Annotated in this window: 26 protein-coding genes; 8 read left to right on the top strand and 18 right to left on the bottom strand. The window is 58.3% G+C overall.

The window, feature by feature from the left end:
* Nucleotides 1-73, bottom strand: a 73-nt coding sequence (locus tag HMPREF3178_RS32200; RefSeq protein WP_370655577.1) for a hypothetical protein, incomplete at its 3' end; no start/stop codon positions are given.
* Between the two features lie 280 nt (nt 74-353).
* On the opposite strand from HMPREF3178_RS32200, the gene HMPREF3178_RS14450 reads away from it, so the two are divergent.
* Nucleotides 354-1112, top strand: a complete 759-nt coding sequence (locus HMPREF3178_RS14450) for a metalloprotease LoiP (RefSeq protein ID WP_017145438.1) — start codon at nt 354-356, stop codon at nt 1110-1112.
* A 132-nt stretch (nt 1113-1244) separates the two neighbouring features.
* Here the strand turns inward: HMPREF3178_RS14450 and HMPREF3178_RS14445 are convergent, their stop codons facing one another.
* From HMPREF3178_RS14445 to HMPREF3178_RS14380, 14 genes are all read right to left on the bottom strand, one after another.
* Nucleotides 1245-2885 carry a thiamine pyrophosphate-binding protein gene (locus tag HMPREF3178_RS14445; RefSeq protein ID WP_017145437.1) on the bottom strand — a complete coding sequence of 547 codons (1641 nt, stop codon included), beginning with the start codon at nt 2883-2885 and terminating at the stop codon, nt 1245-1247.
* A gap of 14 nt (nt 2886-2899) precedes the next feature.
* Nucleotides 2900-4369: an aldehyde dehydrogenase gene (locus HMPREF3178_RS14440; RefSeq protein WP_017145436.1), complete on the bottom strand. Its 1470-nt coding sequence runs from the start codon at nt 4367-4369 to the stop codon at nt 2900-2902.
* 15 nt (nt 4370-4384) lie between these two features.
* The gene (locus HMPREF3178_RS14435) at nt 4385-5149 is read right to left on the bottom strand and encodes an aspartate dehydrogenase (protein WP_004115341.1); all 765 of its coding nucleotides are present in this window, start codon (nt 5147-5149) and stop codon (nt 4385-4387) included.
* Between the two features lie 9 nt (nt 5150-5158).
* On the bottom strand, nt 5159-5953 hold the full coding sequence (locus tag HMPREF3178_RS14430) for an SDR family oxidoreductase (protein ID WP_004115344.1): 795 nt from the start codon (nt 5951-5953) through the stop codon (nt 5159-5161).
* The gene (locus HMPREF3178_RS14425; RefSeq protein WP_017145435.1) at nt 5937-6707 is read right to left on the bottom strand and encodes an alpha/beta fold hydrolase; all 771 of its coding nucleotides are present in this window, start codon (nt 6705-6707) and stop codon (nt 5937-5939) included. Before HMPREF3178_RS14425 ends, HMPREF3178_RS14430 begins: the two co-directional genes overlap by 17 nt.
* A gap of 9 nt (nt 6708-6716) precedes the next feature.
* Nucleotides 6717-7247 carry a cupin domain-containing protein gene (locus HMPREF3178_RS14420; protein ID WP_004105665.1) on the bottom strand — a complete coding sequence of 177 codons (531 nt, stop codon included), beginning with the start codon at nt 7245-7247 and terminating at the stop codon, nt 6717-6719.
* A 10-nt stretch (nt 7248-7257) separates the two neighbouring features.
* Complete coding sequence (locus HMPREF3178_RS14415) at nt 7258-8514, bottom strand: MFS transporter (protein WP_016807908.1); 1257 nt, start codon at nt 8512-8514, stop codon at nt 7258-7260.
* A 26-nt stretch (nt 8515-8540) separates the two neighbouring features.
* Nucleotides 8541-9728: an NAD(P)/FAD-dependent oxidoreductase gene (locus tag HMPREF3178_RS14410; protein ID WP_016807909.1), complete on the bottom strand. Its 1188-nt coding sequence runs from the start codon at nt 9726-9728 to the stop codon at nt 8541-8543.
* Nucleotides 9725-10651, bottom strand: coding sequence for a VOC family protein (locus HMPREF3178_RS14405; RefSeq protein ID WP_016807910.1), 927 nt, complete (start codon nt 10649-10651; stop codon nt 9725-9727). The genes HMPREF3178_RS14410 and HMPREF3178_RS14405 overlap by 4 nt, the downstream gene beginning before the upstream one ends.
* An 88-nt stretch (nt 10652-10739) precedes the next feature.
* Entirely contained in the window at nt 10740-11528 is a 789-nt protein-coding gene (locus HMPREF3178_RS14400) for an IclR family transcriptional regulator (RefSeq protein WP_004105673.1), read from the bottom strand.
* 13 nt (nt 11529-11541) lie between these two features.
* Complete coding sequence (locus tag HMPREF3178_RS14395; protein WP_016807911.1) at nt 11542-12291, bottom strand: SDR family oxidoreductase; 750 nt, start codon at nt 12289-12291, stop codon at nt 11542-11544.
* Nucleotides 12291-13313, bottom strand: a complete 1023-nt coding sequence (locus HMPREF3178_RS14390; RefSeq protein ID WP_004115357.1) for an aromatic ring-hydroxylating oxygenase subunit alpha — start codon at nt 13311-13313, stop codon at nt 12291-12293. Before HMPREF3178_RS14390 ends, HMPREF3178_RS14395 begins: the two co-directional genes overlap by 1 nt.
* A 10-nt stretch (nt 13314-13323) precedes the next feature.
* The gene (locus HMPREF3178_RS14385) at nt 13324-13632 is read right to left on the bottom strand and encodes a recombinase-like helix-turn-helix domain-containing protein (RefSeq protein WP_017145434.1); all 309 of its coding nucleotides are present in this window, start codon (nt 13630-13632) and stop codon (nt 13324-13326) included.
* Nucleotides 13629-13952, bottom strand: a complete 324-nt coding sequence (locus HMPREF3178_RS14380; RefSeq protein WP_004105687.1) for a Rieske (2Fe-2S) protein — start codon at nt 13950-13952, stop codon at nt 13629-13631. The genes HMPREF3178_RS14385 and HMPREF3178_RS14380 overlap by 4 nt, the downstream gene beginning before the upstream one ends.
* Nucleotides 13953-14377: 425 nt before the next feature.
* Here HMPREF3178_RS14380 and HMPREF3178_RS14375 point away from each other — a divergent pair, with 425 nt between their 5' ends.
* Nucleotides 14378-15589, top strand: a complete 1212-nt coding sequence (locus tag HMPREF3178_RS14375; RefSeq protein WP_029496781.1) for an MFS transporter — start codon at nt 14378-14380, stop codon at nt 15587-15589.
* A gap of 3 nt (nt 15590-15592) precedes the next feature.
* Here HMPREF3178_RS14375 and speB read toward each other — a convergent pair whose 3' ends face one another.
* The 3 genes from speB to yqgB all read right to left on the bottom strand — a co-directional run bounded on the left by speB (nt 15593) and on the right by yqgB (nt 18841).
* Nucleotides 15593-16513: an agmatinase gene (gene speB, locus HMPREF3178_RS14370; RefSeq protein ID WP_004105690.1), complete on the bottom strand. Its 921-nt coding sequence runs from the start codon at nt 16511-16513 to the stop codon at nt 15593-15595.
* 211 nt (nt 16514-16724) lie between these two features.
* The gene (speA, locus tag HMPREF3178_RS14365; RefSeq protein ID WP_004105692.1) at nt 16725-18701 is read right to left on the bottom strand and encodes a biosynthetic arginine decarboxylase; all 1977 of its coding nucleotides are present in this window, start codon (nt 18699-18701) and stop codon (nt 16725-16727) included.
* Between the two features lie 8 nt (nt 18702-18709).
* Nucleotides 18710-18841, bottom strand: a complete 132-nt coding sequence (yqgB, locus tag HMPREF3178_RS29945) for an acid stress response protein YqgB (RefSeq protein ID WP_127472328.1) — start codon at nt 18839-18841, stop codon at nt 18710-18712.
* A 702-nt stretch (nt 18842-19543) separates the two neighbouring features.
* On the opposite strand from yqgB, the gene metK reads away from it, so the two are divergent.
* From metK to gshB, 6 genes are all read left to right on the top strand, one after another.
* Complete coding sequence (metK, locus tag HMPREF3178_RS14360) at nt 19544-20698, top strand: methionine adenosyltransferase (RefSeq protein WP_004105695.1); 1155 nt, start codon at nt 19544-19546, stop codon at nt 20696-20698.
* 383 nt (nt 20699-21081) lie between these two features.
* On the top strand, nt 21082-22476 hold the full coding sequence (locus tag HMPREF3178_RS14355; protein ID WP_004105696.1) for a sugar porter family MFS transporter: 1395 nt from the start codon (nt 21082-21084) through the stop codon (nt 22474-22476).
* Nucleotides 22477-22553: 77 nt separating this feature from the next.
* On the top strand, nt 22554-23054 hold the full coding sequence (locus HMPREF3178_RS14350) for a SprT family zinc-dependent metalloprotease (protein WP_024274713.1): 501 nt from the start codon (nt 22554-22556) through the stop codon (nt 23052-23054).
* 94 nt (nt 23055-23148) lie between these two features.
* On the top strand, nt 23149-23856 hold the full coding sequence (gene endA, locus HMPREF3178_RS14345) for a deoxyribonuclease I (RefSeq protein WP_004105700.1): 708 nt from the start codon (nt 23149-23151) through the stop codon (nt 23854-23856).
* 91 nt (nt 23857-23947) lie between these two features.
* Nucleotides 23948-24679 (top strand): 16S rRNA (uracil(1498)-N(3))-methyltransferase, encoded by a 732-nt coding sequence (rsmE, locus tag HMPREF3178_RS14340; protein ID WP_004115377.1) that lies wholly within the window; start codon nt 23948-23950, stop codon nt 24677-24679.
* 20 nt (nt 24680-24699) lie between these two features.
* On the top strand, nt 24700-25647 hold the full coding sequence (gene gshB, locus HMPREF3178_RS14335; protein ID WP_004105704.1) for a glutathione synthase: 948 nt from the start codon (nt 24700-24702) through the stop codon (nt 25645-25647).
* The last annotated feature ends 32 nt before the right edge of the window (nt 25648-25679 follow it).

The raw sequence follows: 25679 nt of genomic DNA, 5'->3' as shown, positions 1-25679 counted from the left end.
CGGATTTGGCTTTCTGTACTGCGTCCATGCTCAGCGCACGAATAGCGTTAGCAAGCTCTTTACGTGAGGACATTTTGACTCCAGATCGGATAATGAAGGCCATGCCCGCAGCGACTTGACGACAGCGCGTTTTGGGCTACGCCGGAAAAAAGTGTGAACAATGTAACCTAAGCGGCAAAGCATGTACATGGAGCATCCTTTTGCCGTTTAAGAAATCTCTGGAACACGTTGTGCTACGGCGTAATCCTCTCGCCCGCATTCTCATATAGTATTTATAATTTGCACAGGATACGGCAGGTCAGCTATCGCCGTTTTTTCGGATAAAGAACCATAAGATTGTGGATGATAAAAAAATGAAAATTCGCTCAGCTCTTCTTGCCCTTGGGATCGCAGCAACGCTTACCGGATGTCAGAACATGGACTCCAATGGTCTGCTTAGCTCCGGCGCAGAAGCTTTCCAGGCTTATTCACTCAGCGATGAGCAGGTCAAAGCCCTAAGCGACAAAGCCTGTCAGGAGATGGATGCGAAAGCGACTATCGCGCCTGCCAGCAGTGAATACAGCAAACGTCTGAGTAAAATCGCCGCCGCGCTGGGGGACAACATCAACGGCCAGCCGGTGAACTATAAGGTGTACCAGACCAAGGACGTTAACGCCTTCGCCATGGCTAACGGCTGTATCCGCGTTTACAGCGGACTGATGGATTTGATGAATGATAATGAAGTCGAAGCGGTTATCGGCCACGAAATGGGTCACGTCGCGCTGGGCCATGTGAAGAAAGGCATGCAGGTGGCATTAGGCACCAACGCGGTACGCGCGGCGGCGGCCTCCGCTGGCGGTATCGTCGGCAGCCTGTCGCAGTCGCAGCTGGGCGATCTTGGCGAGAAGCTGGTGAACTCACAGTTCTCCCAGCGTCAGGAGTCCGAGGCGGATGACTACTCGTACGATCTGCTGCGCAAACGCGGAATTAATCCTGCGGGCCTCGCGACCAGCTTCGAAAAACTGGCGAAGCTGGAAGCCGGACGCCAAAGCTCAATGTTTGATGACCACCCGGCATCGGAAGAACGCGCTCAGCATATCCGCGATCGCATGAAGGCCGACGGGATTAAGTAAGCCCCGGCGGACTCTCACTGTTTATAGTGAAGAGGAACGCCTTGCGGAGTCCCCCCTCTCCCGGTAAGGAGAGGGTTTGGGCCCTCTAGCCGGGCGTTTTCCCCGGAGGCGGCATGCGGGCTCGCCGGCAGATTAGTACAGCGTCTTTTGCGGCGGCCCGGCAAAACGCAGCGCGCCGATCTGGCCCATCTTCACTTCCACCACCGACGGCCCCGGCATCGCCAGCGCTTCAGTCATCACCGCCTGGAAATCATCCGCCCGATCGACGCTCCAGGCCTGCAGACCGATGGCCTGCGCCAGCAGCGTAAAGTCCGGCGTATGCAGCTCGTTATAATACTGGCGGCCGCCAAAGTACTTATCCTGAATACCGCGCATCACGCCGTAGCCGCCGTCATTCATAATCAGCAGCGTCACGTTAGCCTTCTCCTGTGCCAACGTCGCCAGCTCGCCGAGGTTCAGGCTCAGTCCGCCGTCGCCGACCAGCCCCACCACTTTACGCTGCGGATTAGCAATTGCGGTGCCGATCGCCATCGGCAGCCCCATACCGATAGCACCGGCCAGAGAATGAATATTCATCAGCGGACCGTGGGCGCGAAACAGGCGGCTCCCCCACAGGCTGCCGGACACGGTAATATCGCGAACCAGGATACCGTTCTCCGGCAGCGCCTGCGCGATAGCGTCATTTAATCTGGCGTAATCACCGCACTGTTCGCGCAGCCCCTGCTCCGCCATCGCCACCGCTTCTTTTATTTGGCTATCCCAGCGCGCGTCGCCCCATATTCGCCCCTGCGCTCGTTCCGCCAGCGCGTCTAAAAACGCGCTGCAGTCCGCCACCAGCGTATTGTCCATCAGATAGTTACGGCTGGCCGCCGCCGGGTCGATATCAATCTGTACCCGCGGCGCGGGCAGTTCCAGCGTCCATGAGCGCGTTTCGTTACTGCGCAGACGTGAACCAGCGACAAGTGTGAAATCACATTGTGAAATCAACGCTTCAACCGATGGGGAATTGTGAAATGCGCGCAGGCTGGCGCGGTGGCTATCCGGCAGAATACCGCGGCCATGGGTGCTGGAAATCACCGTCATCCCGGCATCGGCCAGCGTCTTCACCGCCTCGCAGCTCTCTAAAGCGCCGCCGCCGAGCCACAGCAGCGGCCGCTTCGCCTGCTTAAGCTGCGCCCACAGCGCATCAACCATTGCCTCTTCAGCTTCCGCCACCGGTGGCGTTTTCAGCGGCGCGGTCAGCAGCGAAAGCGGAATTTTCACGCTTTGAATATCGATCGGAATTTCAACCGAGACCGGACCGCACGGCGGCGTTTGCGCATCCTGAATCGCTTTATGCAGGAGCGCTACCGCCTGATTGGCGTTACTGATACGGTATGCGCGCTTTGAGCTGGCTTTCAGGAAGGTCAGCTGATCGCGGGTTTCGTGAATAAACCCGGTGTCGGCATCCAGCCAGGCCTTTTCGACCTGACCGGTCAGGTGCAGCAGCGGCGTGCCGGCGTTCATTGCCTCAACCAACGCGCCGACGGCGTTGCCCGCCCCGGCGCCGGTGCTGGTCAGCGCCACGCCGAGCCCGGAAAAACGCCCGTGGGCGTCGGCCATGGTCACCGATCCCGCCTCCCCGCGCGCCGGGACGAAGCGGATTTTTTCCCGCTGGCCGACGGCATCGGCGATCGGCAGATTGTGAATAGAAATGACGCCATATATGGCTTCAACGTGATACTGCTCCAGCGTTCTGGCGATGGCGTCGCCGACGGTTATCATTTCACTCATTGCTCACCCTTCTCTCAATCACACCAGTGGTTGACGCTATTACCCGTCGCCAGATAAATACTCTTCTGCTGCATCCAGGCCTTCAGGCCCTGGATACCTTTTTCGCGGCCCAGACCGCTCTCTTTAAATCCCCCAAACGGGGTGGAAATAGAGAAAACCTTGTAGGTGTTGATCCACACCGTACCGGCCTCCAGCTGTTCGCTCAGGCGCAGGGCGCGGCCGGTATCGCGCGTCCAGATCCCCGCGGCCAGCCCGAACACCGAATCATTGGCCTCGCGGATCAGCGCCGCTTCGTCGCGAAAGCGCATCGCCACCAATACCGGCCCAAAGATCTCTTCCTGACAGACGCGAGCCCGGTTGTTGAGTCCCTCGACGATCGTCGGCAGGAAGTAGCTGCCCGCCGCCAGCGCCGGATCCGCCGGGATCTCGCCGCCGCACAGCACGCTACCGCCTTCGCGCTTCGCCAGCTCGACATACTCCAGCACGCTCTGACGATGCTTATCGTTAATCAGCGGTCCGACGTGGGTATCCCCGCTAAACGGGTGGCCCACCCGCAGCCCTCGGGTTAATTCCAGCAGGCGGGCCATTAATTGCGGATAGACTTTTTCATCAATGAACAGACGCGATCCGGCGATACAGGCCTGGCCGCCGGAGCTGAATATGCCGTAGCAGATGCCCCGCGCCGCCTGTTCGATGTCGGCATCTTCCAGCACAATAGTTGGCGATTTTCCGCCCAGCTCCAGCGACGCCGGGATCAGCTTTTCCGCCGCCACGTGCGCCAGATGCCGCCCGGTAGCGGTACCGCCGGTAAAGGAAATTTTGCGCACCTTAGGATGGCGAGCCAGCGCATCGCCAATGACCGAGCCTTTTCCGGGCAGAACGCTCAGCAGCCCGGGAGGTAATCCGGCCTGTGCAAAAATCTTCGCCAGCTCCAGCGCCATCAGCGGCGTCGCTTCCGCCGGCTTGAGGATCACCGCGTTACCGGCGGCGATGGCCGGAGCCACCTTCTGCATTTCGCTGGCGATGGGCGAGTTCCACGGCGTAATCGCCGCCACTACGCCCAGCGGTTCATAGCGGCTCAAGGTCAGCAGATCCGCCTGACGCGGCGTCGGCAGCTCGCCTTCCAGCAGTTCGCAGGCGGCGGCAAAATAGCGCGCGGTGCCCGCCGCGCTCATGACCAGGCCCCGCGCTTCCGCCAGCGGTTTACCGTTGTCGCGGCTCTGTTTACGGGTTAACTCGTCAATTTGCGCTTCAATCAGATCGGCGACGTTATGCAGGATCTTTGCCCGCTGATGCGGCAGCATGGTCCGCCACGTCGGTTCCAGCCATGCGCGATCGGCGCAGTCGATCGCCTCCTGCAGGTCGTCCAGGCTGGCCGCATATAATGAAGCGTTAAGCGATCCATCCGCCGGAAAGCGGCTGTGCATCAGGTTGCCGCCGCCGCGCCGCCACTGACCGCCGATAAAAATGTCTAACTCGTCCATCTCAGCCTCTCTGCGTTATGTCAGTTCGCAGCAGGCGCGTACCGCGCTCAGTGCCGCCAGGGTCGACGTTTTGGGATTGCTGGCGAGCGGCAGACCGCTCAGCTCCAGGTGAAACTCGCCGAACAGTCCTTCGGCGTGCAGCGTATGGGTGTTGCGTTGGGTCGTCGGATCCACCATCAGCTGCACCCGGGTGGCATCGAGACCAATACCGCCCAGCGCCACGGTCGCCGCCACGTTGGCATTCGCCGGAAACAGCCGCGCCGCTTCGCGGGCGCTGCCTTCAAAGAAAATGCGCGTTTCATGTACCGCGCTGAGATCGATAAGCTGCTCAGCGTAGCTGCCGCGCCAGCTGGCCGGACTTTTACGCGACTGATAGGTGACGCGCTCAAGGCCGCCCTCTTTCGCCGCCGCCAGGCCATCAATACCGGCTATCGCGCCCGCCAGCAGCGTGAGCTTGCCGCCCGCCTGGCGAAGGCGCTGTTCCAGTTCGCTATCCGCCAGCGCGCCGGTGGAGATCACCGCCAGATGCCAGCCGCGGGCCAGCACCGCCTCGGCGTACTGCGCTACCGCCTGCTGGCTGGCGCATTCAAGCACCAGATCCGGCGTCCGATCGCACTGCTGCGGATCGCTCAGCGGCGTAACCGCCCCGGCAAACTGCTGGCGGATCGCCGCATGATGCGGCTCGCGAGCCACGATCCAGCCCAGCGACACCTGCGGCGGTAACCGCTCAATGACCGCCTGCGCCATCGCGCCATAGCCGATTAACATCACCTTTTTCATCATCTTTCCTTACAGGTGACGGCAAAAGCCGCCGGACACATCCAGCGCCGCGCCGGTGGTAAACGAAGCCAGCGGCGAAGCGAGAAACAGCAGCGCCTGCGCCGGTTCCTGTGGTTTGCCAAGCCGCGCCATCGGGATCCCGCGCTTACGGGCGATGTCGGCGGTCCACTCTGGCCAGCTCTGGCTCTTATCGCTGCGGTCTGCAAAACGGCGCTGCCACTGCCCGGATTCGACCATGCCCAGCAGAATGGAATTGACGCGAATCCCTTTGCCAATCAGATCCTTCGACAGGGTCAGCGTCATATTAAGCAGCGCGGCGCGGGCGGCTGAGGTGGCGATCATGTGCTCTTCCGGCTGCAGCGCCAGCAGCGAGTTCACGCAGGTAATTGAAGCGATGTCCGACCGTTCAAGCTGCGGCTGGAACGCCCTGACCGGATTAATCACCCCGAACAGCTTCAGTTCGGCTTCGTGCAGCCAGGCCTCGCGCGGCGTATCGGCGAAATGGGCGACATAGCCCTGGCCAGCATTGTTTATCAGCATGTCAGCGCCGCCAAAGTGGGCCCCGACCGCATCTGCAAAGGCCTGAACCTCTTGTTCGTTCAGAACGTCGCAGCGCCAGGAAAACACGTCTCCTGCGGGATATTCGTTTAACAGCGCCGCGTGAGCGCTGGCCAGCCGGTCCGGGTTGCGGCCGCAAAAGGCGACTTTCGCCCCTTCGCCCAATAGCAGGCGCAGCGTTTCGAAGCCAATCCCTGACGAGCCGCCGGTGACCACCGCGACGCGTCCTTCAATTTGTGCATTCATCGCGCACCTCTTCCCCTATGCGTAAAAGCTGTTGGTTAAAAAACGTAGCGTTATCGAGATAGCTGGCGTGCCCGGCCTGCGGGATGGCGAGATACGGCATGCCGTAGCGTAGCGCCACCCCCTGCACCAGCTCGGGCTGGGTGATGGCATCCTGCTCGCCGCACCACACGGCGAAGCGGCCGCGATACCCGGCAAGCCAGCGGTGGATGTCGTCGTGCGCCAGCATCCAGGCGGCGGCGAGATAGCCTTCACTGCGCAGCCTGCGCATGCCTGCCGCGACCGTCGCCACATCGGCTTCGCGCGCGCCGGCGCGCAGCAGCTTCGCCGCCCGCCCCTCGGCCATCGCCTCGCCGCCCAGAGCCATTTGCTGCTGACGCCCCTGCCAGATTTTTTCCCGCTGCGCGGCCTCCGCCTGGCCGTAGCCCTGGGCGACGTCGGCCAGCACCAGATACCGCACGCGCTGGGGATATCTGGCGGCGAAAGCGGCGGCGACCAGCGCGCCCAGCGAATGGCCAACCAGAACGGTTTTCTGCACCCCGGCGCGGTCAAGCATCCGCGCCAGCGCATCGGCGTAGGCGCCGGCATCCGCCCTCGCCGTCGCAAGCATCGGGCTTTCGCCATAACCGGGCATATCCCAGGCCAGCACGCGGTAGCCGGGAAGCGCCATCTGTTTATGCCAGGAGGCCGCGCCGGAACTGATGCCGTGCAGCAGCGTCAGCGGCGTACCGCTTCCTTGTTCACGAAAACCCGTCATCATCCCCCCTTAGCTACGCTTCACTTTCGACAGCGGATGATCTTCCGGGTAGGTCGGAATATGCGGCTTTGGCGTACCGAGCATCACGCACATCAGCGCTTCTTCCTCGCCGTGGTTGAATAGCCCGCGATAAATCCCGGCAGGAACAGAAATCAGATCGCGTTCGCGCAGAACGGTCTCGGTGTAGTTGTCGCCATCCTGAATCATCAGGGTGATCTGCCCTTTGAGCATGAAGAACACCTCTTCCACATCATCATGCAGGTGCAGCGGGCCTTCGCACCTGGACGGCAGTACCATGGTGGAGAAGGTAAAGTGTTCCGCCTGGACGGTATTGCTATCGCTGGCGACGCCGGTCGCGCCGGTGCCGATGTAGCGCATCTGCGCGCGACGATATTTCGGGTCAAAATCTGCCTGGAACTTCAGCGCATTCCAGTCGTATTTACGGCCTTCAAAGCGCGCGATACGCGACTCGACCCACTCCTCCATCGTCAGATGTTCAGGTTTGAGACTCGGTTTTGCAGTTACGGTTGAATCAGTCATCGTTTTATCCTCAGTAACGTCTTAGCAGCGGCAGTAACAGGACGCAGCCCACCGCCGCCATCACCGCCAGAAAAATCAGCCCGGAATCCATGCTGTGGGTGAAGGCGATCAGCGCGCCCATCACCGCCGGCGATAGCGCCCCGGCAAAGTTTCCCAGCCCGTTGAAAATCCCGCCCGCCGTGGCGCTGACTCGCGGATGGGTTGCCTTGGCCAGCAGCGCAAAAATATTCGGTGCGCCGGTCCCCCACATAAAGGTGCTAAAGCTCATCGCCGCAATCACCGGCAGCGGGGTGGTGAAATGCATCACCGCCGCCAGGCCAATGCCTGCGCCCGCCAGGGAAATAAAGCAGGCGGCGGCGCGCTTATCGACGCGGTCAGACAGCCAGGCGCCGATGATTTCGCCGAGCAGCATGGCGATAAACGGCATCGACGACAGCCAGCCGGCGTGTTCGAGATGAATGCCTTTACCCTTAATCAGGTAGCCGGGCAGCCAGCCGTTGATGCCCCACAGATAGGCGAGAAAGGCGATGTTGAAGATGCAGATCATCCAGAAGTGCGGGCTGACAAACAGCTCGCGGCGCGCGCTGCGGCGTGCCTCCTGCGACGTTTGCCCGCCGCTGGCTTTTGCCTCCAGCGTGATGCCGCGCAGCCCGATGCGCACAAAAATCAGTACCGGTACCGTCAGCATCGCCATTACAAAGAAGGTGCTCTGCCAGCCGAAGGTGTTGAGCAGCCAAATCGATAGCGGGAAGCCAATCGCCGCGCCGACCGGCGTCCCGAGCAGCCAGAGCATGGTGGCGCGCGCCTGCAAATGCTGGGGAAAGGTATGGCGCACGATAGCAAACGCCAGCGGGAACAGCGGCCCTTCGGCGATACCCAGCAAAATTCGCAGCGTCACCATCAGCGTATAGTTATGGGTAAAGCCCATCACCAGCATCAAAACGCACCACACCGCCATCATTCCGGTAAGCAGGCGCAGCGGCGCAATACGGTCGCCCAGGCCGCTTAGCAGCACCGAAGAGAATCCATAGCTCAGCAGGAAAGCGCTCATCAGTATGCCCAGACGGGTGGTGTCGAAATCGATCCCCATCGCCTGCTGGAAGTGGCTATCGGAAAACAGCGCGGCGATGCTGATTTTGTCGAAGAACGCCAGCAGTACGCAGGCCAGCAGCGACAGCGGAATGGCCCAGCGAACCGCTTTTTCAGGCGTGCGGATGCCCTCGCCGCTCGCCTCAGCAGGCGCGGCGTTAGTCTCTAATGTGGTCATTTCTCCCCCTTAAGGGTGCGGGTTAGCTATCGCAACGACATCAGTGAAAAAGCCGGGTCGGCGAGCGGGACATCGGAAAGATCCCTCCCCGCCGCCATCCAGCGCTTCGCCAGCTTGACGGTGCGCGCATCATTAAACGCCACCAGCTGCGTCAGCCGCCCGTTTTCGTCCAGCGAGAAGTACAGCGAATCTTCACGCGCTATCGTTCTGCTGCCCGGCTGCGGAATACCGAGGATCTGGATATTGTGCTGATATTGATCCGACCACAGCCACGGCGCGTCGTCGTAGCCTGGCGCATCGGGGTTGAGCATCGCTTTTGCCGTCGCCACCGCCTGATTCTGGGCGAAGGCCCAGGACTGGATGCACAGGCCGTAGTGATGATGCTGCGCCACATCCCCGGCAGCAAAGATGAACGGATCCGACGTTCGCCCCTGGCTATCCACAACGATCCCGCGCTCGGTTTTCAGCCCCGCGTCGCGCGCCAGTTCGAGATTAAGATCGACCCCGATCCCCACCACCACCGCATCGAAGGTTTCCCGCCGGCCGTCGCAGTGCAGCGTTGGCAGAGCGTTATCCTCTTCCAGCTCCAGCGCGCCGCAGCCGCAGCGAATATCGACACCCTGCTCGCGGTGCATCTGCGCCAGCGCCTGCGAAACTTCCGCGCTCACCGAACGCATGCACAATGCTGGCTGCTGCTCATAAAGGGTTACGGCCACGCCGCATTTGCGCGCCGAAGCGGCAATCTCAAGGCCAATCCAGCCGCCGCCGACTATCGCCAGTTTTTGACTTGCCGCCAGACGACTTTTCAGACGCTGCGCATCCTGCCAGTGACGCAGGGTATAAACCTGGGGATGCGCCGCCCACGACTCGTCCGGTAGACGCGCTCGCCCCCCGGTGGCGATTAAAAGGACGTTGTAACTCAGGCGTTCGCCGTTGCTTAAAATCACCGTTTTAGCTAGTCGGTCAATCCGCTCTGCACGCAGCGGACGGTACCAGGTCAGGTTCAGCGCCTGCTGCGCCTCGTGCGAAAACAAGCGCGGTAGCTGCGCATCGGTATCCAGCAACGCGGCTTTGGACAGCGGCGGCCGTTCATAGAAATCCCATTCCTCTTCCGCCACTACGCAAATCTCGCCCCCGAAGCCCTGGTCGCGCAGCGTTTTCGCCGCCCAGCCGCCCGCCTGGCCGCCGCCGACTATCACGATCCGCGCCGTCATACCGCCTCCGTTTTTTTCTGCTGGCGGCGGGTATCGTGGTCGATTCCGCCTTCCACCGCCCACTCGGTAAAGGAGACCAACGAGTGCTCCAGTTCGCGCGGCTGCCAGTTTTCCGTCAGATAATCATCGTTGGTGTAGTACTCGAAGGCGCCGCCGGTGGGGCTGTTGACGTACCAGAAGTAGGCCGAGGAGACCGGGTGGCGACCGGGGCCGATGAAAGTGCTCCAGGCATTTTTGTTCATCGCGATGCCGCCGCCGATCACCTCGTGAATATCGCGGACGGTGAAAGCAACATGATTCAGCCCGCGCTTACGGTTCGGCAGCTGCAGCAGGAAGAGGTTGTGATGGCCACCGCGCGCGCCGCAGCGCAGGAAGACCGCGCGGTTAATGTAGCGGTCTGACACCTGGAAGCCGAGCACCTCGCGATAGAAGCTTTCGACCGCCGCCAGCTCTTCAACGAAGAACACCACGTGGCCGACGTTGATCGGCTGCGCGTGGTCGTAAACCGGACTCGGCGTGTCGATACGACGAATATCGCCCCACTGATTAATTGGCTCGACGTTCAGCTCCACCGCCTTTTGCTGGCTGACCTGCACTCGCAGCGTCATGCCGTTCGGGTCGAGGCACTCCAGCGCGCCGTCGACCCTGCGGAAGCCAGGCTGACGTTCCAGCTTTGGACGCAGCGCTTCCAGCGCCGCCTGGTCCGCTACGCCCCAGGTCATACGGCGCAGCGTATTGCCGGTTTCAAAAGCCGGCGGCAGGTCGGCAGCCTCCAAAGGGTTAAGCTCAATGCGCGCGCCGCTGAGGGTGGTGAACACGCGGCCGCTGGCGTCGCCAGCCAGGCCAAAATCGTGCATAAATTTGGCGCTATGGTTCAGGTCATCTACGCCAAATTCCAGCTTTTCAATTCCGGTAATACTCATTTTTCGTCGCCTCTTTACCGTTCAGTCGCCCGAATTTGGGCGTAAAACATGCCCGACGCACTCAAGCGCCTGCCGTTAAGTGTTTGATTTAACTTGCCTGAGACAAATATCCCAGGAAACCGGAAATTTTGTCCGCCGCCAGGCTGACGTCGTTCTGCAGCCGCTCGCGATCGCTTTGCGGGATCTCATCGGAGGGCACCAGGATACTAACGACTCCCGCCACCCGGCCGCTGCGGTCATACACCGGGTAGACAATCGACGAAATGCCGTGGCGAAAGAAAGACTCGCCAATCACATAGCCGCGGGCTTTATCCTGCTGCACCATCTGCCACAGCGCTTCGCGATCGTGCAGCTGGCCCGGGGTGTTGCCCGGCAGCCGCTCGTTGGGGAACAGCTGTTCAAACTCGCTGCGTGAAACATCGGTCAGCAGCATGCGGCCCAGCGAGGTGCAGTGCACCGGCAGCCGGGTGCCGACGCTGACCTGGTTTATCCGCGAACCGGCCGCGCTGACGCGAGCGATGTAGATGATGTCCCGGCCATCGCGGATTGCCAGATGGCTGCTGCACTGGCTGACATCACGCAACTGCTCGATAACCGGCTGACCTACCTGGGCGATATCCAGCGAGGCAATATATTCAAAGCCCAGCCGCAGCACGTTCATCCCCAGCGAAAAGGTATTGGTGCGCGCGTTGCGTTCGAGAAAGCCCATATACTCCAGCGTTTGCACCACGCGATAGGCGGTCGCTTTCGGCATATCCACCAGCCGGTGCAGCTCGGCGAAGGTCAGATCGCGATGCTGTTCGCCAAAAGCCAGCAGCAGCTGCAGGCCGCGCTCAAGCCCCGGCACCAGATACTTCACTTCCTGCTCGTTCGCCATACCGCCTCACTTATTAGTTAAAAACAAAACCGCCGTTGACCGGGATCAGCTGGCCGGTGATAAACCGCGACAGATCGCTGAGCAGCCAGACTACGCTGCCGGTGACGTCTTCCGGCTGCTGCGCGCCGCTGAGCGCGCGACCGTTTTCATACAGCTGATGGCGTTCCGCGGGCACGTATTCCGTCGCCTCAACGCGGGTCAGCCCCGGCGCGATGGCGTTTATGCGGATCCGTTTCTCCCCCAGTTCGCGGGCCATCGAGCGGGTCATCGCGATCACCGCACCTTTACTGGCCACGTAGGCCATCAGCCGCGGCGCTCCCCACAGAGCGGTATCCGAAGCGACATTGACGATCCCGGCCCCTTCACGCAGCAGCGGCACCGCCGCGCGGGTCACCAGCCAGGTGCCTTTGACGTTAACCGTCATCACCCGATCCCACAGATCCGGATCGTAATCGAGCATGTTTTTCCCGCCGACGCCGGTGGCCATCGCCGCATTATTCACTAACCCGTCGATCGCCCCCCGCTCGCCGATAGCGCTGAATACCCGGTCGATCGACTCGCTATCGGCGAGATCGATCTCATGGGATTCAATGCAGTAGCCCTTTTCCTGCAGACGATGAGCGCTTTCCGCCAGTTCGCCCCGAAGAATGTCGCACATCACTACCGCCGCGCCCTGCCCGGCACAGGCTTCGGCGAAGTGATAGCCCAGGCCGCGCGCCGCGCCGGTGACGACGATACGTTTTCCGTTCAACAGACCGTTCATCAGGCGGCTCCCTGCTGCTCTTCCAGGGCCGCCAACTGCTCTTTTGCCGCTTTCTGCATCATGCGGCGCAGGCGGGAAAGGCCGACGTCGTGCTGATAAAGATATTCGCGATCGCGGGCATTCGGCGCCAGGCTTTCCAGCACCACGCGATCCTGTTCGAGCACTTCCCAGTGCAGTTTTTCCAGGCGGTTGCGGTACATAAATCGCCATAGATCGCGCTGCCAGCCCTGTACGCCGCGGATGCGCCAGAAGAAGACGCGGCAGTTGTCGTTATCTTCCGGCACCACCATGCCGACAATCCAGAAGTGGCCGCCCGGCCCGAAGCGCTTTTTGTACGGAATAGAGAGGCGCATCCAGTAGGCCCCGCTGCTGCCCAGTTCGACCCAGTCGAAGTTAACGCCAACCTGCCCTTTCTTCTCAAAAATAAACCCGGTTTTCGTCGGCTGCAGCACCATGTCGGCTTTGCGATCGCCTTCCGCCATCGAGTGCGAGGAGGAGTGAAGATAGGTGCCGTGCATCGGGTCCATCACGTTTTCCAGCGCGTACTGGTAGTTGCATTTCCACGCTGCGGTACACAGGAAGTGGCTAAATTTGTCGCTATTGGCCAGCTCTTCCGGAAAGCTCAGCTCATCAGGCTGCTGGTCGGCGGTGACGCCAAACCACAGGAAAATGGCGCCATGCGCTTCCTGAACGCTGTAGCTGCGAACGCACTGCTGACCCACCAGCGGGCAGCGGTCAACCGCCGGGACGTCTTTCACTTCGCCGTTACCGGCCACTTCCACGCCGTGATACCAGCAGGCAATGCGATCGCCCAGGTTCCAGCCCATCGACAGGCGCGCGCCGCGATGCGGGCAGCGGTCTTCCAGCGCCTGCACCTGGCCATCTTTATTGCGCCAGACCACAATCTGTTCGCCGAGGCGGGTAATCCCCACCGGCGCCGACTGCACTTCCCAGCTCGCCAGCACCGGATACCACAGGCCGCGTAATCCTTTATCAAGATAGTTTTGTACCGTTGTTGTCATCGCTGTGTCCTCAGTATCCGTTTACCTGCAGAAATGCCTGGAAGCTGCTCTCGCTCCACGGTTCCCCCTGCTGGTCGTGCATTCTGACGCCGTTCAGGCCGTTCACCAGCTCACCGAGGCTTTCTGCGCCCTGTTCAAAGAGCGTCTCGAGGGTGGCGATAAGCTGTAGCTCCCAGCTTTCCGGCACCCGGCTGCGGGTTTGCCAGATCAGATTGGTGTAGTCGCCGGGTTTGTGAATGTTGCCGTTTCCGCCTTCCACCGGCGGCGTAAACTGACGGCTTTCCGGCAGCGCCGGGTTAAAGTCCAGGGTTTCGCTCATGCCACGTTCTCCTCGATAAAAGAAATCTGGATCTGCTTGTCGTATACCCGCACCGGGTAGCGATGCAGGTTGCGCCCGCCGGGGCCGTGCAGACACTGGCCGGTTTTGACGTCGAATACCGCTTCATGCAGCGGGCACTCCACCTTGCCATCTTCGACAAAGCCCTGGCTCAGCAGCGCATACGCATGGGGACAAACGTCTTCCAGCGCGTAATATTCGCCATCAATCAGATAGATACCGATTTCTTTACCGTCGATACTGCCGCTATAGGGGAAATCTTCCTGTACTTGCTCCGCGTCACACACGCCAATCCAGCTCATCGCATTCCTCCGGGCTTTGTTTCATATATGAAACTCTGTTTCTTATTTAATACGGTCAATATAAAAGCGATGTATCTTTCGTCAAGCAGCAATGTGACCAAATTGTTAATGAATGGCTTTTTAATTAGCTAACTGTGGAATTGATCACGAAAAAAAGCAGCCAGATGAAATGATGATATTTAAAGCGCCCTTTCATTATAAAAAACGCTATCTCTTCAGAAACAAAATGCGCTATTGACTTCTTTTCATGAAGATCGTTAAAAATGAACAGGAAGGGAGCTTGCGGTGTTTCACATATGAAACAAAAAGAAAATTAAACCTTAATAAACAATGAGTTTCATAGGTGAACCATTTTAGTTAAGTGATTATTTCTGGCGTCAAAAAAATAATAACCAAAATGTATTAAATTTAAAAAGAGGTAAATCATGGCGGCAAGATGGCAAGGTACTATCGCATTACTTTTGTTAATAATTATTTCTTACGTCGATCGGGTAAATATCTCAGTGATGATTCTGAACCCCGAATTTGCCGCTCACTTTCATTTAAATGAAAACAGAATGTTACAAGGCATGCTGATGACATGCTTTCTTCTTGGTTATGGTTTATCGGCTTTAATATTAACTCCCCTTATAGAAAGTAAGCTCAACTATCGCCAGGGGCTGTTAAGCGGCGTAGCGATATGGGCGCTGGTTTGCGCGGTTTCTCCGCTGCTGGGCTCCCTGCTGGGCATGTTAATCGCGCGCATCGTTCTCGGCGTTGCCGAGGGGCCGTTATTCTCGCTGAAAACCCGCTTTATCAGCGATAGCTTCGCCGCCGATGAGGTCGGTAAACCTAACGCCGTGACCGCTCTCGGCGTTTCGCTCGGGCTGGCGGCTGGCTTTCCGCTGGTCACCTGGCTGATGGCGCACGTCGGCTGGATGGGATCGTTTTACGCCCTGGCGCTGCTCAACCTGCTGCTCGGCGGCGGCTTAGTCTGGCGCTTTTTACCTGCTCCAGTCGTCAATGAACGCCGCGCCAGGCCCGGTATGATTACAACCTTGACCCTCGCCTGGCGCACGCCGCTGCTGGGCTGGATCCTGCTGGTGGAGATCGCCACCCTCAGCTATCTATGGGGCAGCAGCGCCTGGCTGCCGGCCTGGCTGCGCGACGAGCATCACTTCTCGCTACAGGCTACCGGCCTGCTGGCGGCGGTTCCGTTTCTGCTGAGCCTGGGTTCAAAATTTCTCGGAGGGGTACTTCTCGATAAAATGCGCCCGGAGCAGGCGCCGGTGCTGTTTATTATCGGCGGCCTGCTGACCGCTCTGTCGGTACTGGCGCTGATGCTCAGCCACCAGCAGGCGATGCTGGCGCTGTTTATGCTGGCGGCGAACGTTTTCTGGGGGCTGCAGGGCGCGGCGATCCCGGCGGTCGTGCAGCATCATGCGCCGCGCGAAGCGGTAGGCAGCGCCTATGGCATTATTAATGGCATCGGTAATATCTGCGCGGCGTTTATCCCGCTGCTGATGGGAATGGTCATGAAATCGGCGGGATCGGTAAGCTCAGGATTCTCGGTGCTGGTAGTATCGCAGCTGATAACGCTTTGCGCCGGAGGCATGCTGCTGCTGCGCATGCGTCGCGCAGCAGCAGTCAGCGTCTGAGGCTTATTCGCCTTTTTTCGCCGCCTGAATGTAGAGCATTTCCAGCGCCAGCGTCGCCGCCGCCAGGGCGGTGATTTCGGACTGGTCATAGGCCGGAGCGACTTCCACCACGTCCATACCGACGATGTTCAGATCCTTGAGGCCGCGCACCAGTTTGATCGCGCGATCGGAGGTCAGTCCGCCGATCACCGGTGTACCGGTGCCCGGCGCAAACGCCGGATCCAGGCAGTCGATATCAAAGGTCAGGTATACCGGCATATCGCCGACGATCTGTTTCACCTGAGCGATCACGTCGTCGACGCTGCGGTCGTTAACCTGACCCGCATCCAGCACGGTAAACCCGTTGTCCTTATCAAACTCGGTGCGAATGCCGATCTGCACTGAATGGTGCGGGTCGATCAGGCCTTCGTTCGGCGCGGTATAGAACATGGTGCCGTGGTCAAATTCGCAGCCGTTGGCGTAGGTATCGGTGTGGGCATCGAAATGCACCAGCGCCATTTTGCCGAAGTGCTTAGCATGAGCGCGCAGCAGCGGTAGCGTCACAAAGTGGTCGCCGCCGAATGAAAGCATGCGCTTACCTGCCGCCAGCAGTTTTTCCGCGTGCGCCTGCAGCTTTTCACTCATTTCACGCGCATCGCCGAAAGCGTAAACCAGATCGCCGCAGTCCACGACGTTCAGCCGCTCGCGCATATCAAAGTTCCACGGGAAACGGTTATGCTCCCACGCAAGGTTAGTCGACACCTGACGGATCGCCGCCGGGCCATGACGCCCGCCCGCGCGTCCGGAGGTCGCCATATCAAACGGTACGCCGGTGATGACCCAGTCCGCATCGCTGTCGTACGGCATAAAATTCATCGGTAGACGCAGAAAGCCAAATGCGTTGGATACCAGGGAGTTATCGTATTGATGACCTAAGGTGCTCATGGTTATGACCTCTTTTACAGTCGTTGTATTGAAATACAAATATAAAAAAACCCCTCCGCGTCGTTAGGCCCGACGAGGAAGGGTTTGAATAAGTTTGCTGCTTAATTGGGCGAATTATCGCCGCAAATGTCTACGTGTTCAAGTGAGTCTGGCGAATGGCGTAATGAGCCTTCCCCTCTCTCTTCCCTCTCCGCTACGGAGAGGACGTATATCACTCGTCTTCCAGATAAGTGTAGCCGTATAAACCCGCTTCGAACTCTTCAAGGAACTGCTGCTGCAGGTCAGCGTCGAGATCGGTCTTTTTCACCTGATCGCGGAACTGCGTCAGCAGCGTGTTCGGATCCAGCTGGACGTACTGCAGCATATCCGCGACGGTGTCCCCCTCATCCGACAGCTCCACTTCGACGCTGCCGTCAGGGAAGACAAACACGTCTACGGCTTCCGTATCGCCGAACAGGTTGTGCATATTGCCCAGAATCTCCTGGTAGGCGCCTACCATGAAGAAGCCCAGCATCGGCGGATTTTCCGGATCGTATTCCGGCATCGGCATGGTGGTCGCAATGCCATCGCCATCGACGTAGTGGTCAATTGCGCCGTCGGAGTCGCAGGTGATATCCAGCAGCACCGCGCGGCGTTCCGGTACCTTGTTCAACCCTTCCAGCGGCATCACCGGGAATAGCTGATCGATACCCCATGCATCCGGCATCGACTGGAACAGAGAGAAGTTGACGTAAATCTTATCCGCCATACGCTCCTGCAGCTCATCGATTATCGGGCGATGCGCGCGGTTGCTGGGATCGAGCTGTTTCTGCACTTCATGGCACATATTCAGATACAGCTGCTCGGCCCAGGCGCGTTCCTGAAGATTAAAGGTGCCGGAGGAGTAGCCGATATGAATATCGTGCAGATCCATCTGGCTATCGTGCAGCCATTCGCGCAGCGAGCGGCGGTTGCCGGTTTCCTGCATCTCCAGCCAGGTTTCCCACATGCTTTGCAGCGGACGCGCGGCATCTTCCGCGGGCGGGGTCGCCTCGGTATATTCGTTACGCTCAACGCCGATGATGTTGGATACCAGTACGGTGTGGTGCGCGGTGACCGCACGGCCGGATTCGGTAATCACCGTCGGATGCGGCAGACCGTTCTCTTCACAGGCATCGCCAATTGCCCAGATAATGTTGTTGGCGTATTCGTTCAGGCCATAGTTCACCGAGCAGTCGGACTGCGAACGGGTCCCTTCATAGTCAACGCCGAGACCGCCGCCAACGTCGAAGCACTGAATATTCACGCCCAGCTTATGCAGCTCGACGTAGAAACGCGCCGATTCACGCACGCCGGTGGCGATATCGCGAATATTGGCCATCTGCGAGCCAAGGTGGAAGTGCAGCAGCTGCAGGCTGTCGAGATGCCCTGCAGCGCGCAGAATTTCAACCAGCTGCAGAACTTGGGTCGCCGCGAGGCCGAATTTGGATTTTTCGCCGCCGGAGGACTGCCACTTGCCAGAGCCCTGCGAAGCCAGACGCGCACGCACGCCAAGACGCGGCACCACGTTCAGCCGTTCGGCTTCTTCCAGCACGATGGCGATTTCCGACATTTTCTCAATGACCAGATAGACCTTATGGCCCATCTTTTCACCCACCAGCGCCAGGCGGATATATTCACGGTCTTTATAACCGTTACAAACAATCACGCTGCGGGTCATGCCGGCGTGCGCCAGTACCGCCATCAGCTCGGCCTTCGAGCCGGCTTCCAGACCCAGCGGTTCGCCGGAGTGGATCAGCGATTCAATCACGCGGCGATGCTGGTTAACCTTGATGGGATAAACCAGAAAGTAGTCACCGTTATAGCCATAAGACTCACGCGCCCGTTTAAAGGCGGCGTTAATCGAACGCAGGCGGTGCTGCAAAATCTGCGGGAAGCAGAACAGTGCAGGCAGGCGCTGCCCCTGAGCTTCACGCGCTTTCACCAGCTCGGCAAGGTCAACGCGCGCTTCCGGAACGTCAGGATCCGGGCAGACGCTGATATGGCCCAGTTCGTTAACGTCGTAGTAGTTATTACCCCACCAGGCAATATTGTAAGTACGTAGCATCTTGCTGGCTTCCTGGGAGCTCATCGCAACCTCCTGCATGGAACGTAGTACACCGTGATCGCCTGCTGACGAAGGCGAAGATAAAGACATGTCGTCAGACATAGCGAACCTCAAATTTTAGTAACAAGTGTAAAACAGTTGACTACTATCGCAATCCGAAGAAGCGATAACAACCCATAAACAGTCCGAAATCCCAGTAGATAGTGCTGGACTTGCGGCTGAGCGACCGGTTTCTTATTCATATCATCGTAAAACACGTACCCGAACGGAGTATGACAGTCCGGAGAAACCACGAGAAAACCCTTGCTATCGCAAGAGCGCCCTTGTTCAGTTTTCCTGTAGCCTGCCGGCCCTGGAATCCTGAGAAGCGCCGAGATGGGTAGAACATCGGCTGGTTTGCATGAGAGAGATGCGGATTGAGGAATAGTGACGCGCGACGGAACGACGCGACGAGTCAGGCGAAAAACGTGGGTTCATTATCTGGTATCACCTCCACACTGCCCCGGTACGGGCCAGCGACAAGCCAAAGCTATAGGATCCGGACAGCCAGCAAAAAAGCCGCTGCGGGACTCTGTCAATACAGACTGCTTAACCCGGCTGGAAGTGGCGTCACGAGGTGAGTGCTCGTGCGCTGTTTTAATGAGCCGCGCGCGGCGTTTTATACCGATAAGCGGGGTAAAAAGCAAAATAAAAATATGCGCGTTGCCGGGCATTGTCAGGAAAAATTGCCACCGCCCTTTTTCTATAAATGCGACGAATATCAAAAAAGGCTGGAAATGGGGTCAAGAACTGCCCTAAAATAGCCGTCCAGAAGTTAATCCATCTATACTGATTAACACTCAGACTGCTCGTGTCACTACCTGCAAGCTTTGGTAGAGTCATCCGTCAAAGCCATTCTACACAACAGTATGAGCTACCCGAATCGTCCACAGGTGAAATAAAACATGGCAAAACACCTCTTTACGTCAGAGTCCGTATCCGAAGGGCATCCCGACAAAATTGCTGACCAAATCTCCGACGCCGTGCTGGATGCGATCCTTGAACAGGATCCAAAAGCGCGCGTAGCATGTGAAACCTACGTCAAAACCGGCATGGTTCTGGTGGGTGGCGAAATCACTACCAGCGCCTGGGTTGATATCGAAGAGATCACCCGCAATACGGTCCGTGAAATTGGCTACGTGCATTCCGATATGGGCTTTGACGCCAACTCCTGCGCGGTGCTGAGCGCTATCGGTAAACAGTCTCCGGACATCAACCAGGGCGTTGACCGCGCCGATCCGCTGGAGCAGGGCGCGGGCGACCAGGGCCTGATGTTTGGCTATGCGACTAACGAAACCGATGTGCTGATGCCTGCGCCGATCACCTACGCTCACCGTCTGGTGCAGCGTCAGGCTGAAGTACGCAAAAACGGCACCCTGCCGTGGCTGCGCCCGGACGCAAAAAGCCAGGTGACGTTCCAGTACGACGACGGCAAAGTTGTCGGTATTGATGCAGTCGTTCTCTCCACACAGCACGCCGAAAGCATCGATCAGAAATCGCTGCAGGAAGCGGTCATGGAAGAGATCATCAAACCGGTGCTGCCGACCGAGTGGCTGAACAGCGCGACCAAATTCTTTATCAACCCAACCGGCCGTTTTGTTATCGGCGGCCCGATGGGCGACTGCGGCCTGACCGGGCGTAAAATCATCGTTGATACCTACGGCGGCATGGCTCGCCACGGCGGCGGCGCGTTCTCCGGTAAAGATCCGTCTAAAGTCGACCGTTCTGCGGCCTACGCGGCGCGCTATGTGGCGAAAAACATCGTTGCCGCCGGTCTGGCCGATCGTTGCGAAATTCAGGTTTCCTACGCCATCGGCGTCGCAGAGCCGACCTCGATTATGGTTGAAACCTTCGGTACCGAAAAAGTATCGTCCGAGCAGCTGACGCTACTGGTTCGTGAGTTCTTCGACCTGCGTCCGTATGGCCTGATCCAGATGCTTGACCTGCTGCACCCGATCTACAAAGAGACGGCGGCTTACGGTCACTTTGGTCGCGAACATTTCCCTTGGGAAAAAACCGACAAAGCAGCTCAGCTGCGCGAAGCGGCCGGCCTGAAATAAGCCCCTGCTCTTCTCGCTCTTAAGGCCAGCCTCGCGCTGGCCTTTTTATTTTCAACCGTATAACCGCAGCCTCTGCATCCAGCCCTTTGCAAAGCTTCCTATGGAAGCGATTACATCCCATGTGCAACATCCTTTTCCTCGACGTGCGCGAAAAATGTAATAACCCTTGGCTTTGTTACACAATATTTCAGCAAACTCTGATTAGCGCTTTAAATTTCTTGAGCTAAACTTTATTAAAATGCTGATTTAAATAAATTAAATGTGATTACCTTTCTTTACGATAGTGTAACCGATTACACCAGCGTGATTATTATCACATTTTTTTACTACGCATTTACCTACCCTATGCCTCGACAGAATCAATAACTCAACCGGAGGGCGTTATGCCTGACAACAAAAAACAAGGGCGTTCAAACAAGACGATGACGTTCTTTGTCTGCTTCCTCGCCGCACTGGCAGGCCTGCTATTTGGCCTGGATATTGGTGTTATTGCGGGTGCCTTACCCTTTATTGCCAACGAGTTCCAGATAAGCGCTCATACGCAGGAATGGGTAGTAAGCTCCATGATGTTCGGCGCCGCGGTCGGCGCGGTCGGCAGCGGCTGGCTCTCCTTCAAACTCGGGCGTAAAAAAAGCCTGATGATTGGCGCCATCCTGTTCGTTGCCGGTTCCCTGTTCTCCGCCGCCGCCCCGAATGTGGAAGTCCTGCTCATTTCTCGCGTGCTGCTCGGCCTCGCCGTTGGCGTCGCTTCCTACACGGCTCCGCTGTATTTGTCGGAAATTGCGCCGGAAAAAATTCGCGGCAGCATGATTTCGATGTACCAGCTGATGATCACCATTGGTATTCTCGGGGCGTATCTTTCGGATACCGCTTTCAGCTACAGCGGCGCCTGGCGCTGGATGCTCGGGGTGATCATTATCCCGGCGGTGCTGCTGCTGATTGGCGTAGTTTTCCTGCCGGACAGCCCGCGCTGGTTTGCCGCTAAGCGCCGCTTTGTCGATGCCGAACGCGTTCTGCTGCGCCTGCGCGACACCAGCGCTGAAGCGAAACGCGAGCTGGATGAGATCCGCGAAAGCCTGAAGGTAAAACAGTCCGGCTGGTCGCTGTTCAAAGAAAACAGCAACTTCCGCCGCGCGGTGTTCCTCGGCGTCCTGCTGCAGGTGATGCAACAGTTCACCGGTATGAACGTCATCATGTACTACGCGCCGAAGATTTTTGAACTGGCGGGCTATGCCAACACCACCGAACAGATGTGGGGGACCGTCATCGTCGGTCTGACCAACGTTCTGGCGACCTTTATCGCCATCGGACTGGTTGACCGCTGGGGCCGTAAACCGACGCTGATCCTCGGCTTTATCGTCATGGCACTCGGCATGGGCGTGCTGGGCAGCATGATGCATATCGGCATCCACTCCGCCACGGCGCAGTACTTTGCCGTCCTGATGCTGCTGATGTTCATCGTGGGTTTTGCGATGAGCGCCGGCCCGCTGATTTGGGTGCTGTGCTCCGAAATCCAGCCGCTGAAAGGGCGTGATTTCGGTATCACCTGCTCAACGGCGACCAACTGGATTGCCAACATGATCGTCGGCGCGACCTTCCTGACGATGCTGAACTCGCTGGGCAGCGCCAACACCTTCTGGGTCTATGGCGGCCTTAACATCCTGTTCATCTTCCTGACTCTGTGGTTGATCCCGGAAACCAAAAACGTTTCGCTGGAACATATTGAACGTAATCTGATGAAAGGCCGTAAACTGCGCGAAATCGGCGCGCGCGACTAGTACGATACACGCTTCCTCCCCTCCGGGAGGAAGCTTCTTCTTGCTCTCCTCATCCCGCCGCACTATCCTCTGGCGCTATGAAAACACCCCGAATTCCCATTGCCCTTCAACAGGCCGTTATGCGCAGCCTGCGGGAAAATCTTGCCAAAGCGAACCTCAAGCTGGGACGACATTACCCTGAACCGGTGCTGGTTTATCAGCAGCGGGGAACCTCCGCCGGTACCGCCTGGCTGGAGAAAAACGAAATTCGCCTTAACCCGGTGCTGCTGCTGGAAAACCAGCAGGCTTTTATCGACGAAGTCGTGCCGCACGAGCTGGCCCATCTGCTGGTATGGAAACACTTTGGCCGCGTGGCGCCGCACGGAAAAGAGTGGAAATGGATGATGGAGAGCGTACTGGGCGTACCGGCGCTGCGTACTCATCGTTTCGAACTCGATTCTGTCCGTAAAAATACCTTCCCCTACCGCTGCCAGTGTCAGCAGCATCAGCTTACCGTTCGCCGCCACAATCGCGTGATGCGCGGTGAGGCCACCTATCGCTGCGTGCGCTGCGGCGACGTGCTGGTGGCGGAAAAGTAATCTCCGGAAATAACTGGAAATTTTCTGATCTGACTGATTGCATCAGGCAATCACATTCGTTACGTTGCGGGCTCGTTTTGACACGGAGTTAACGATGTCCCGTATTTATATTTTTGCTGCCGCGTTTCTTAGCGTGGCGGCGTGTGCCCCGCTTGCTGCGGAGGGAATCAACAGTTTTTCTCAGGCCAAAGCCGCTGGCGTCAAGGTCAACGCCGACGTCCCCGGCGATTTCTACTGCGGCTGTAAAATCAACTGGCAGGGGAAAAAGGGCGTTATCGATCTGGAATCATGCGGCTATAAAGTGCGTAAAAATGAGAACCGCGCCAGCCGGGTAGAGTGGGAACACGTGGTTCCGGCCTGGCTGTTTGGTCACCAGCTTCAATGCTGGCAGGACGGCGGGCGGAAAAACTGCGCCAAAGACCCGGTCTATCGCAAGATGGAAAGCGACATGCATAACCTGCAGCCGGCGGTTGGCGAGGTCAACGGCGATCGCGCCAACTTTATGTACAGCCAGTGGAACGGTGGCGAAGGCCAGTACGGCCAGTGCGCGATGAAGGTTGATTTTAAAGATAAAGTTGCCGAGCCGCCGGCTCGCGCCCGGGGCGCGATTGCCCGCACCTACTTCTATATGCGCGACCGCTACCAGCTTAATCTTTCCCGCCAGCAAACCCAGCTGTTTACCGCCTGGAATAAGCTGTACCCGGTAACACGCTGGGAATGCGAACGCGACGCGCGTATTGCAAAAGTTCAGGGCAACCATAATCCTTACGTCCTGCAGGCTTGCCAGGCGCAAAAGAGCTAACCTACACTAGCGGCAATTGTTAATTTGCAGCTTCACGCTTCCCTCTTTAATGAGGGAAGACAATATCTGCGCGAAGAACGGAATATCAAGCATGCGCATCCCTCGCATCCATCACCCGGAACGCATCACTACGGGTAGCCAGATAGCCCTCTCCGACGACGCGGCCAACCATGTCGGTCGCGTTTTACGGATGGGTAAAGGCCAGGCAATCGAGCTTTTTGACGGCAGCAATCAGGTCTTCGAGGCGGTCATTGTCGAGGCAGGTAAGAAACATGTGCTGGTTGAAGTACAGAGCGGCAAAATCGATAACCGCGAATCCCCTCTGCATATCCATTTAGGCCAGGTGATGTCACGCGGCGAAAAAATGGAATTCACCATCCAGAAATCGATCGAACTTGGCGTAAGCCTCATAACGCCACTGTTTTCCGAACGCTGTGGCGTTAAACTGGACGCCGAACGTTTGCACAAGAAGATTCAGCAGTGGCAGAAAATCGCCATTGCCGCCTGCGAGCAAAGCGGCCGCAACGTGGTGCCGGAGATCCGCCCGGCAATGCAGCTCGAAGCCTGGTGCGCGGAGCAGGACGAGGGCCTGAAGCTCAATTTACACCCTCGCGCCAGCGCCAGCATCAATACGCTGCCGCTGCCGGTCGAACGTATCCGACTGCTGATCGGTCCGGAAGGCGGGCTTTCGGCAGAAGAGATAGCGATGACCGCTCGCTACCAGTTTACTGATATCCTGTTGGGACCGCGCGTTCTGCGTACAGAGACAACTGCGCTCACTGCCATTACCGCCCTGCAGGTGCGTTTTGGCGACTTAGGTTGAAGCGTTAACGGAGAAGAACAATGATTAAGCTCGGCATCGTGATGGACCCCATCGCAACCATCAACATCAAGAAAGACACCAGCTTCGCTATGTTGCTGGAAGGGCAGCGTCGCGGCTATGAACTCCACTATATGGAGATGAACGATCTGTACTTAATCAACGGTGAAGCCCGCGCCCGTACGCGCAAGCTGAGCGTCGAGCAGAACTACGACAAATGGTACGAGTTCAACGGCGAGCAGGATCTGCCTCTGGCGGACCTGGACGTCATTCTGATGCGTAAAGATCCGCCGTTTGATACCGAGTTTATCTATGCGACCTACATCCTCGAACGCGCCGAAGAGAAAGGCACGCTTATCGTCAATAAGCCGCAGAGCCTGCGCGACTGTAACGAAAAGCTGTTTACCGCCTGGTTCTCCGAGCTGACGCCGGAAACGCTGGTCACCCGCAATAAAGCTCAGCTGAAAGCCTTCTGGGAAAAGCACGGCGATGTCATCCTCAAGCCGCTGGACGGCATGGGCGGTACCTCCATTTTCCGCGTGAAAGAGGGTGACCCTAACCTCGGCGTGATTACCGAGACCCTGACCGAGCTGGGCAGCCGCTACTGCATGGCGCAGAACTATCTGCCGGCCATTAAAGACGGCGATAAGCGCGTACTGGTCGTGGACGGCGAGCCGGTTCCTTACTGCCTGGCCCGTATTCCGCAGGGTGGCGAAACTCGCGGCAACCTCGCCGCCGGCGGCCGTGGCGAAGCGCGCCCCCTGACCGAAAGCGACTGGGCTATCGCCCGCCGCGTAGGCCCGACGCTGAAGGCCAAAGGCTTAATCTTCGTCGGCCTGGATATCATCGGCGATCGCCTGACGGAAATTAACGTCACCAGCCCAACCTGCGTACGTGAAATCGAAGCCGCCTTCCCGATTTCCATCACCGGGATGCTGATGGACGCCATCGAAAAGCGCCTCAATAAATAACGCGCTCATTCAGGCTATGGGCCAACGCCTGT

The organism is Klebsiella sp. HMSC09D12 (assembly GCF_001808475.1).
GTDB lineage: Bacteria > Pseudomonadota > Gammaproteobacteria > Enterobacterales > Enterobacteriaceae > Klebsiella > Klebsiella oxytoca.
This window is presented reverse-complemented; position numbering and strand designations above follow the sequence as displayed.

Excerpts from the sequence above, each read along its gene's own strand:
- HMPREF3178_RS14450 (WP_017145438.1), top strand. The coding sequence starts at position 354 with ATGAAAATTCGCTCAGCTCTTCTTGCCCTTGGGATCGCAGCAACGCTT.
- HMPREF3178_RS14445 (WP_017145437.1), bottom strand. The coding sequence starts at position 2,885 with ATGAGTGAAATGATAACCGTCGGCGACGCCATCGCCAGAACGCTGGAG.
- HMPREF3178_RS14440 (WP_017145436.1), bottom strand. The coding sequence starts at position 4,369 with ATGGACGAGTTAGACATTTTTATCGGCGGTCAGTGGCGGCGCGGCGGC.
- HMPREF3178_RS14435 (WP_004115341.1), bottom strand. The coding sequence starts at position 5,149 with ATGAAAAAGGTGATGTTAATCGGCTATGGCGCGATGGCGCAGGCGGTC.
- HMPREF3178_RS14430 (WP_004115344.1), bottom strand. The coding sequence starts at position 5,953 with ATGAATGCACAAATTGAAGGACGCGTCGCGGTGGTCACCGGCGGCTCG.
- HMPREF3178_RS14425 (WP_017145435.1), bottom strand. The coding sequence starts at position 6,707 with ATGACGGGTTTTCGTGAACAAGGAAGCGGTACGCCGCTGACGCTGCTG.
- HMPREF3178_RS14420 (WP_004105665.1), bottom strand. The coding sequence starts at position 7,247 with ATGACTGATTCAACCGTAACTGCAAAACCGAGTCTCAAACCTGAACAT.
- HMPREF3178_RS14415 (WP_016807908.1), bottom strand. The coding sequence starts at position 8,514 with ATGACCACATTAGAGACTAACGCCGCGCCTGCTGAGGCGAGCGGCGAG.
- HMPREF3178_RS14410 (WP_016807909.1), bottom strand. The coding sequence starts at position 9,728 with ATGACGGCGCGGATCGTGATAGTCGGCGGCGGCCAGGCGGGCGGCTGG.
- HMPREF3178_RS14405 (WP_016807910.1), bottom strand. The coding sequence starts at position 10,651 with ATGAGTATTACCGGAATTGAAAAGCTGGAATTTGGCGTAGATGACCTG.
- HMPREF3178_RS14400 (WP_004105673.1), bottom strand. The coding sequence starts at position 11,528 with ATGGCGAACGAGCAGGAAGTGAAGTATCTGGTGCCGGGGCTTGAGCGC.
- HMPREF3178_RS14395 (WP_016807911.1), bottom strand. The coding sequence starts at position 12,291 with ATGAACGGTCTGTTGAACGGAAAACGTATCGTCGTCACCGGCGCGGCG.
- HMPREF3178_RS14390 (WP_004115357.1), bottom strand. The coding sequence starts at position 13,313 with ATGACAACAACGGTACAAAACTATCTTGATAAAGGATTACGCGGCCTG.
- HMPREF3178_RS14385 (WP_017145434.1), bottom strand. The coding sequence starts at position 13,632 with ATGAGCGAAACCCTGGACTTTAACCCGGCGCTGCCGGAAAGCCGTCAG.
- HMPREF3178_RS14380 (WP_004105687.1), bottom strand. The coding sequence starts at position 13,952 with ATGAGCTGGATTGGCGTGTGTGACGCGGAGCAAGTACAGGAAGATTTC.
- HMPREF3178_RS14375 (WP_029496781.1), top strand. The coding sequence starts at position 14,378 with ATGGCGGCAAGATGGCAAGGTACTATCGCATTACTTTTGTTAATAATT.
- speB (WP_004105690.1), bottom strand. The coding sequence starts at position 16,513 with ATGAGCACCTTAGGTCATCAATACGATAACTCCCTGGTATCCAACGCA.
- speA (WP_004105692.1), bottom strand. The coding sequence starts at position 18,701 with ATGTCTGACGACATGTCTTTATCTTCGCCTTCGTCAGCAGGCGATCAC.
- yqgB (WP_127472328.1), bottom strand. The coding sequence starts at position 18,841 with ATGAATAAGAAACCGGTCGCTCAGCCGCAAGTCCAGCACTATCTACTG.
- metK (WP_004105695.1), top strand. The coding sequence starts at position 19,544 with ATGGCAAAACACCTCTTTACGTCAGAGTCCGTATCCGAAGGGCATCCC.
- HMPREF3178_RS14355 (WP_004105696.1), top strand. The coding sequence starts at position 21,082 with ATGCCTGACAACAAAAAACAAGGGCGTTCAAACAAGACGATGACGTTC.
- HMPREF3178_RS14350 (WP_024274713.1), top strand. The coding sequence starts at position 22,554 with ATGAAAACACCCCGAATTCCCATTGCCCTTCAACAGGCCGTTATGCGC.
- endA (WP_004105700.1), top strand. The coding sequence starts at position 23,149 with ATGTCCCGTATTTATATTTTTGCTGCCGCGTTTCTTAGCGTGGCGGCG.
- rsmE (WP_004115377.1), top strand. The coding sequence starts at position 23,948 with ATGCGCATCCCTCGCATCCATCACCCGGAACGCATCACTACGGGTAGC.
- gshB (WP_004105704.1), top strand. The coding sequence starts at position 24,700 with ATGATTAAGCTCGGCATCGTGATGGACCCCATCGCAACCATCAACATC.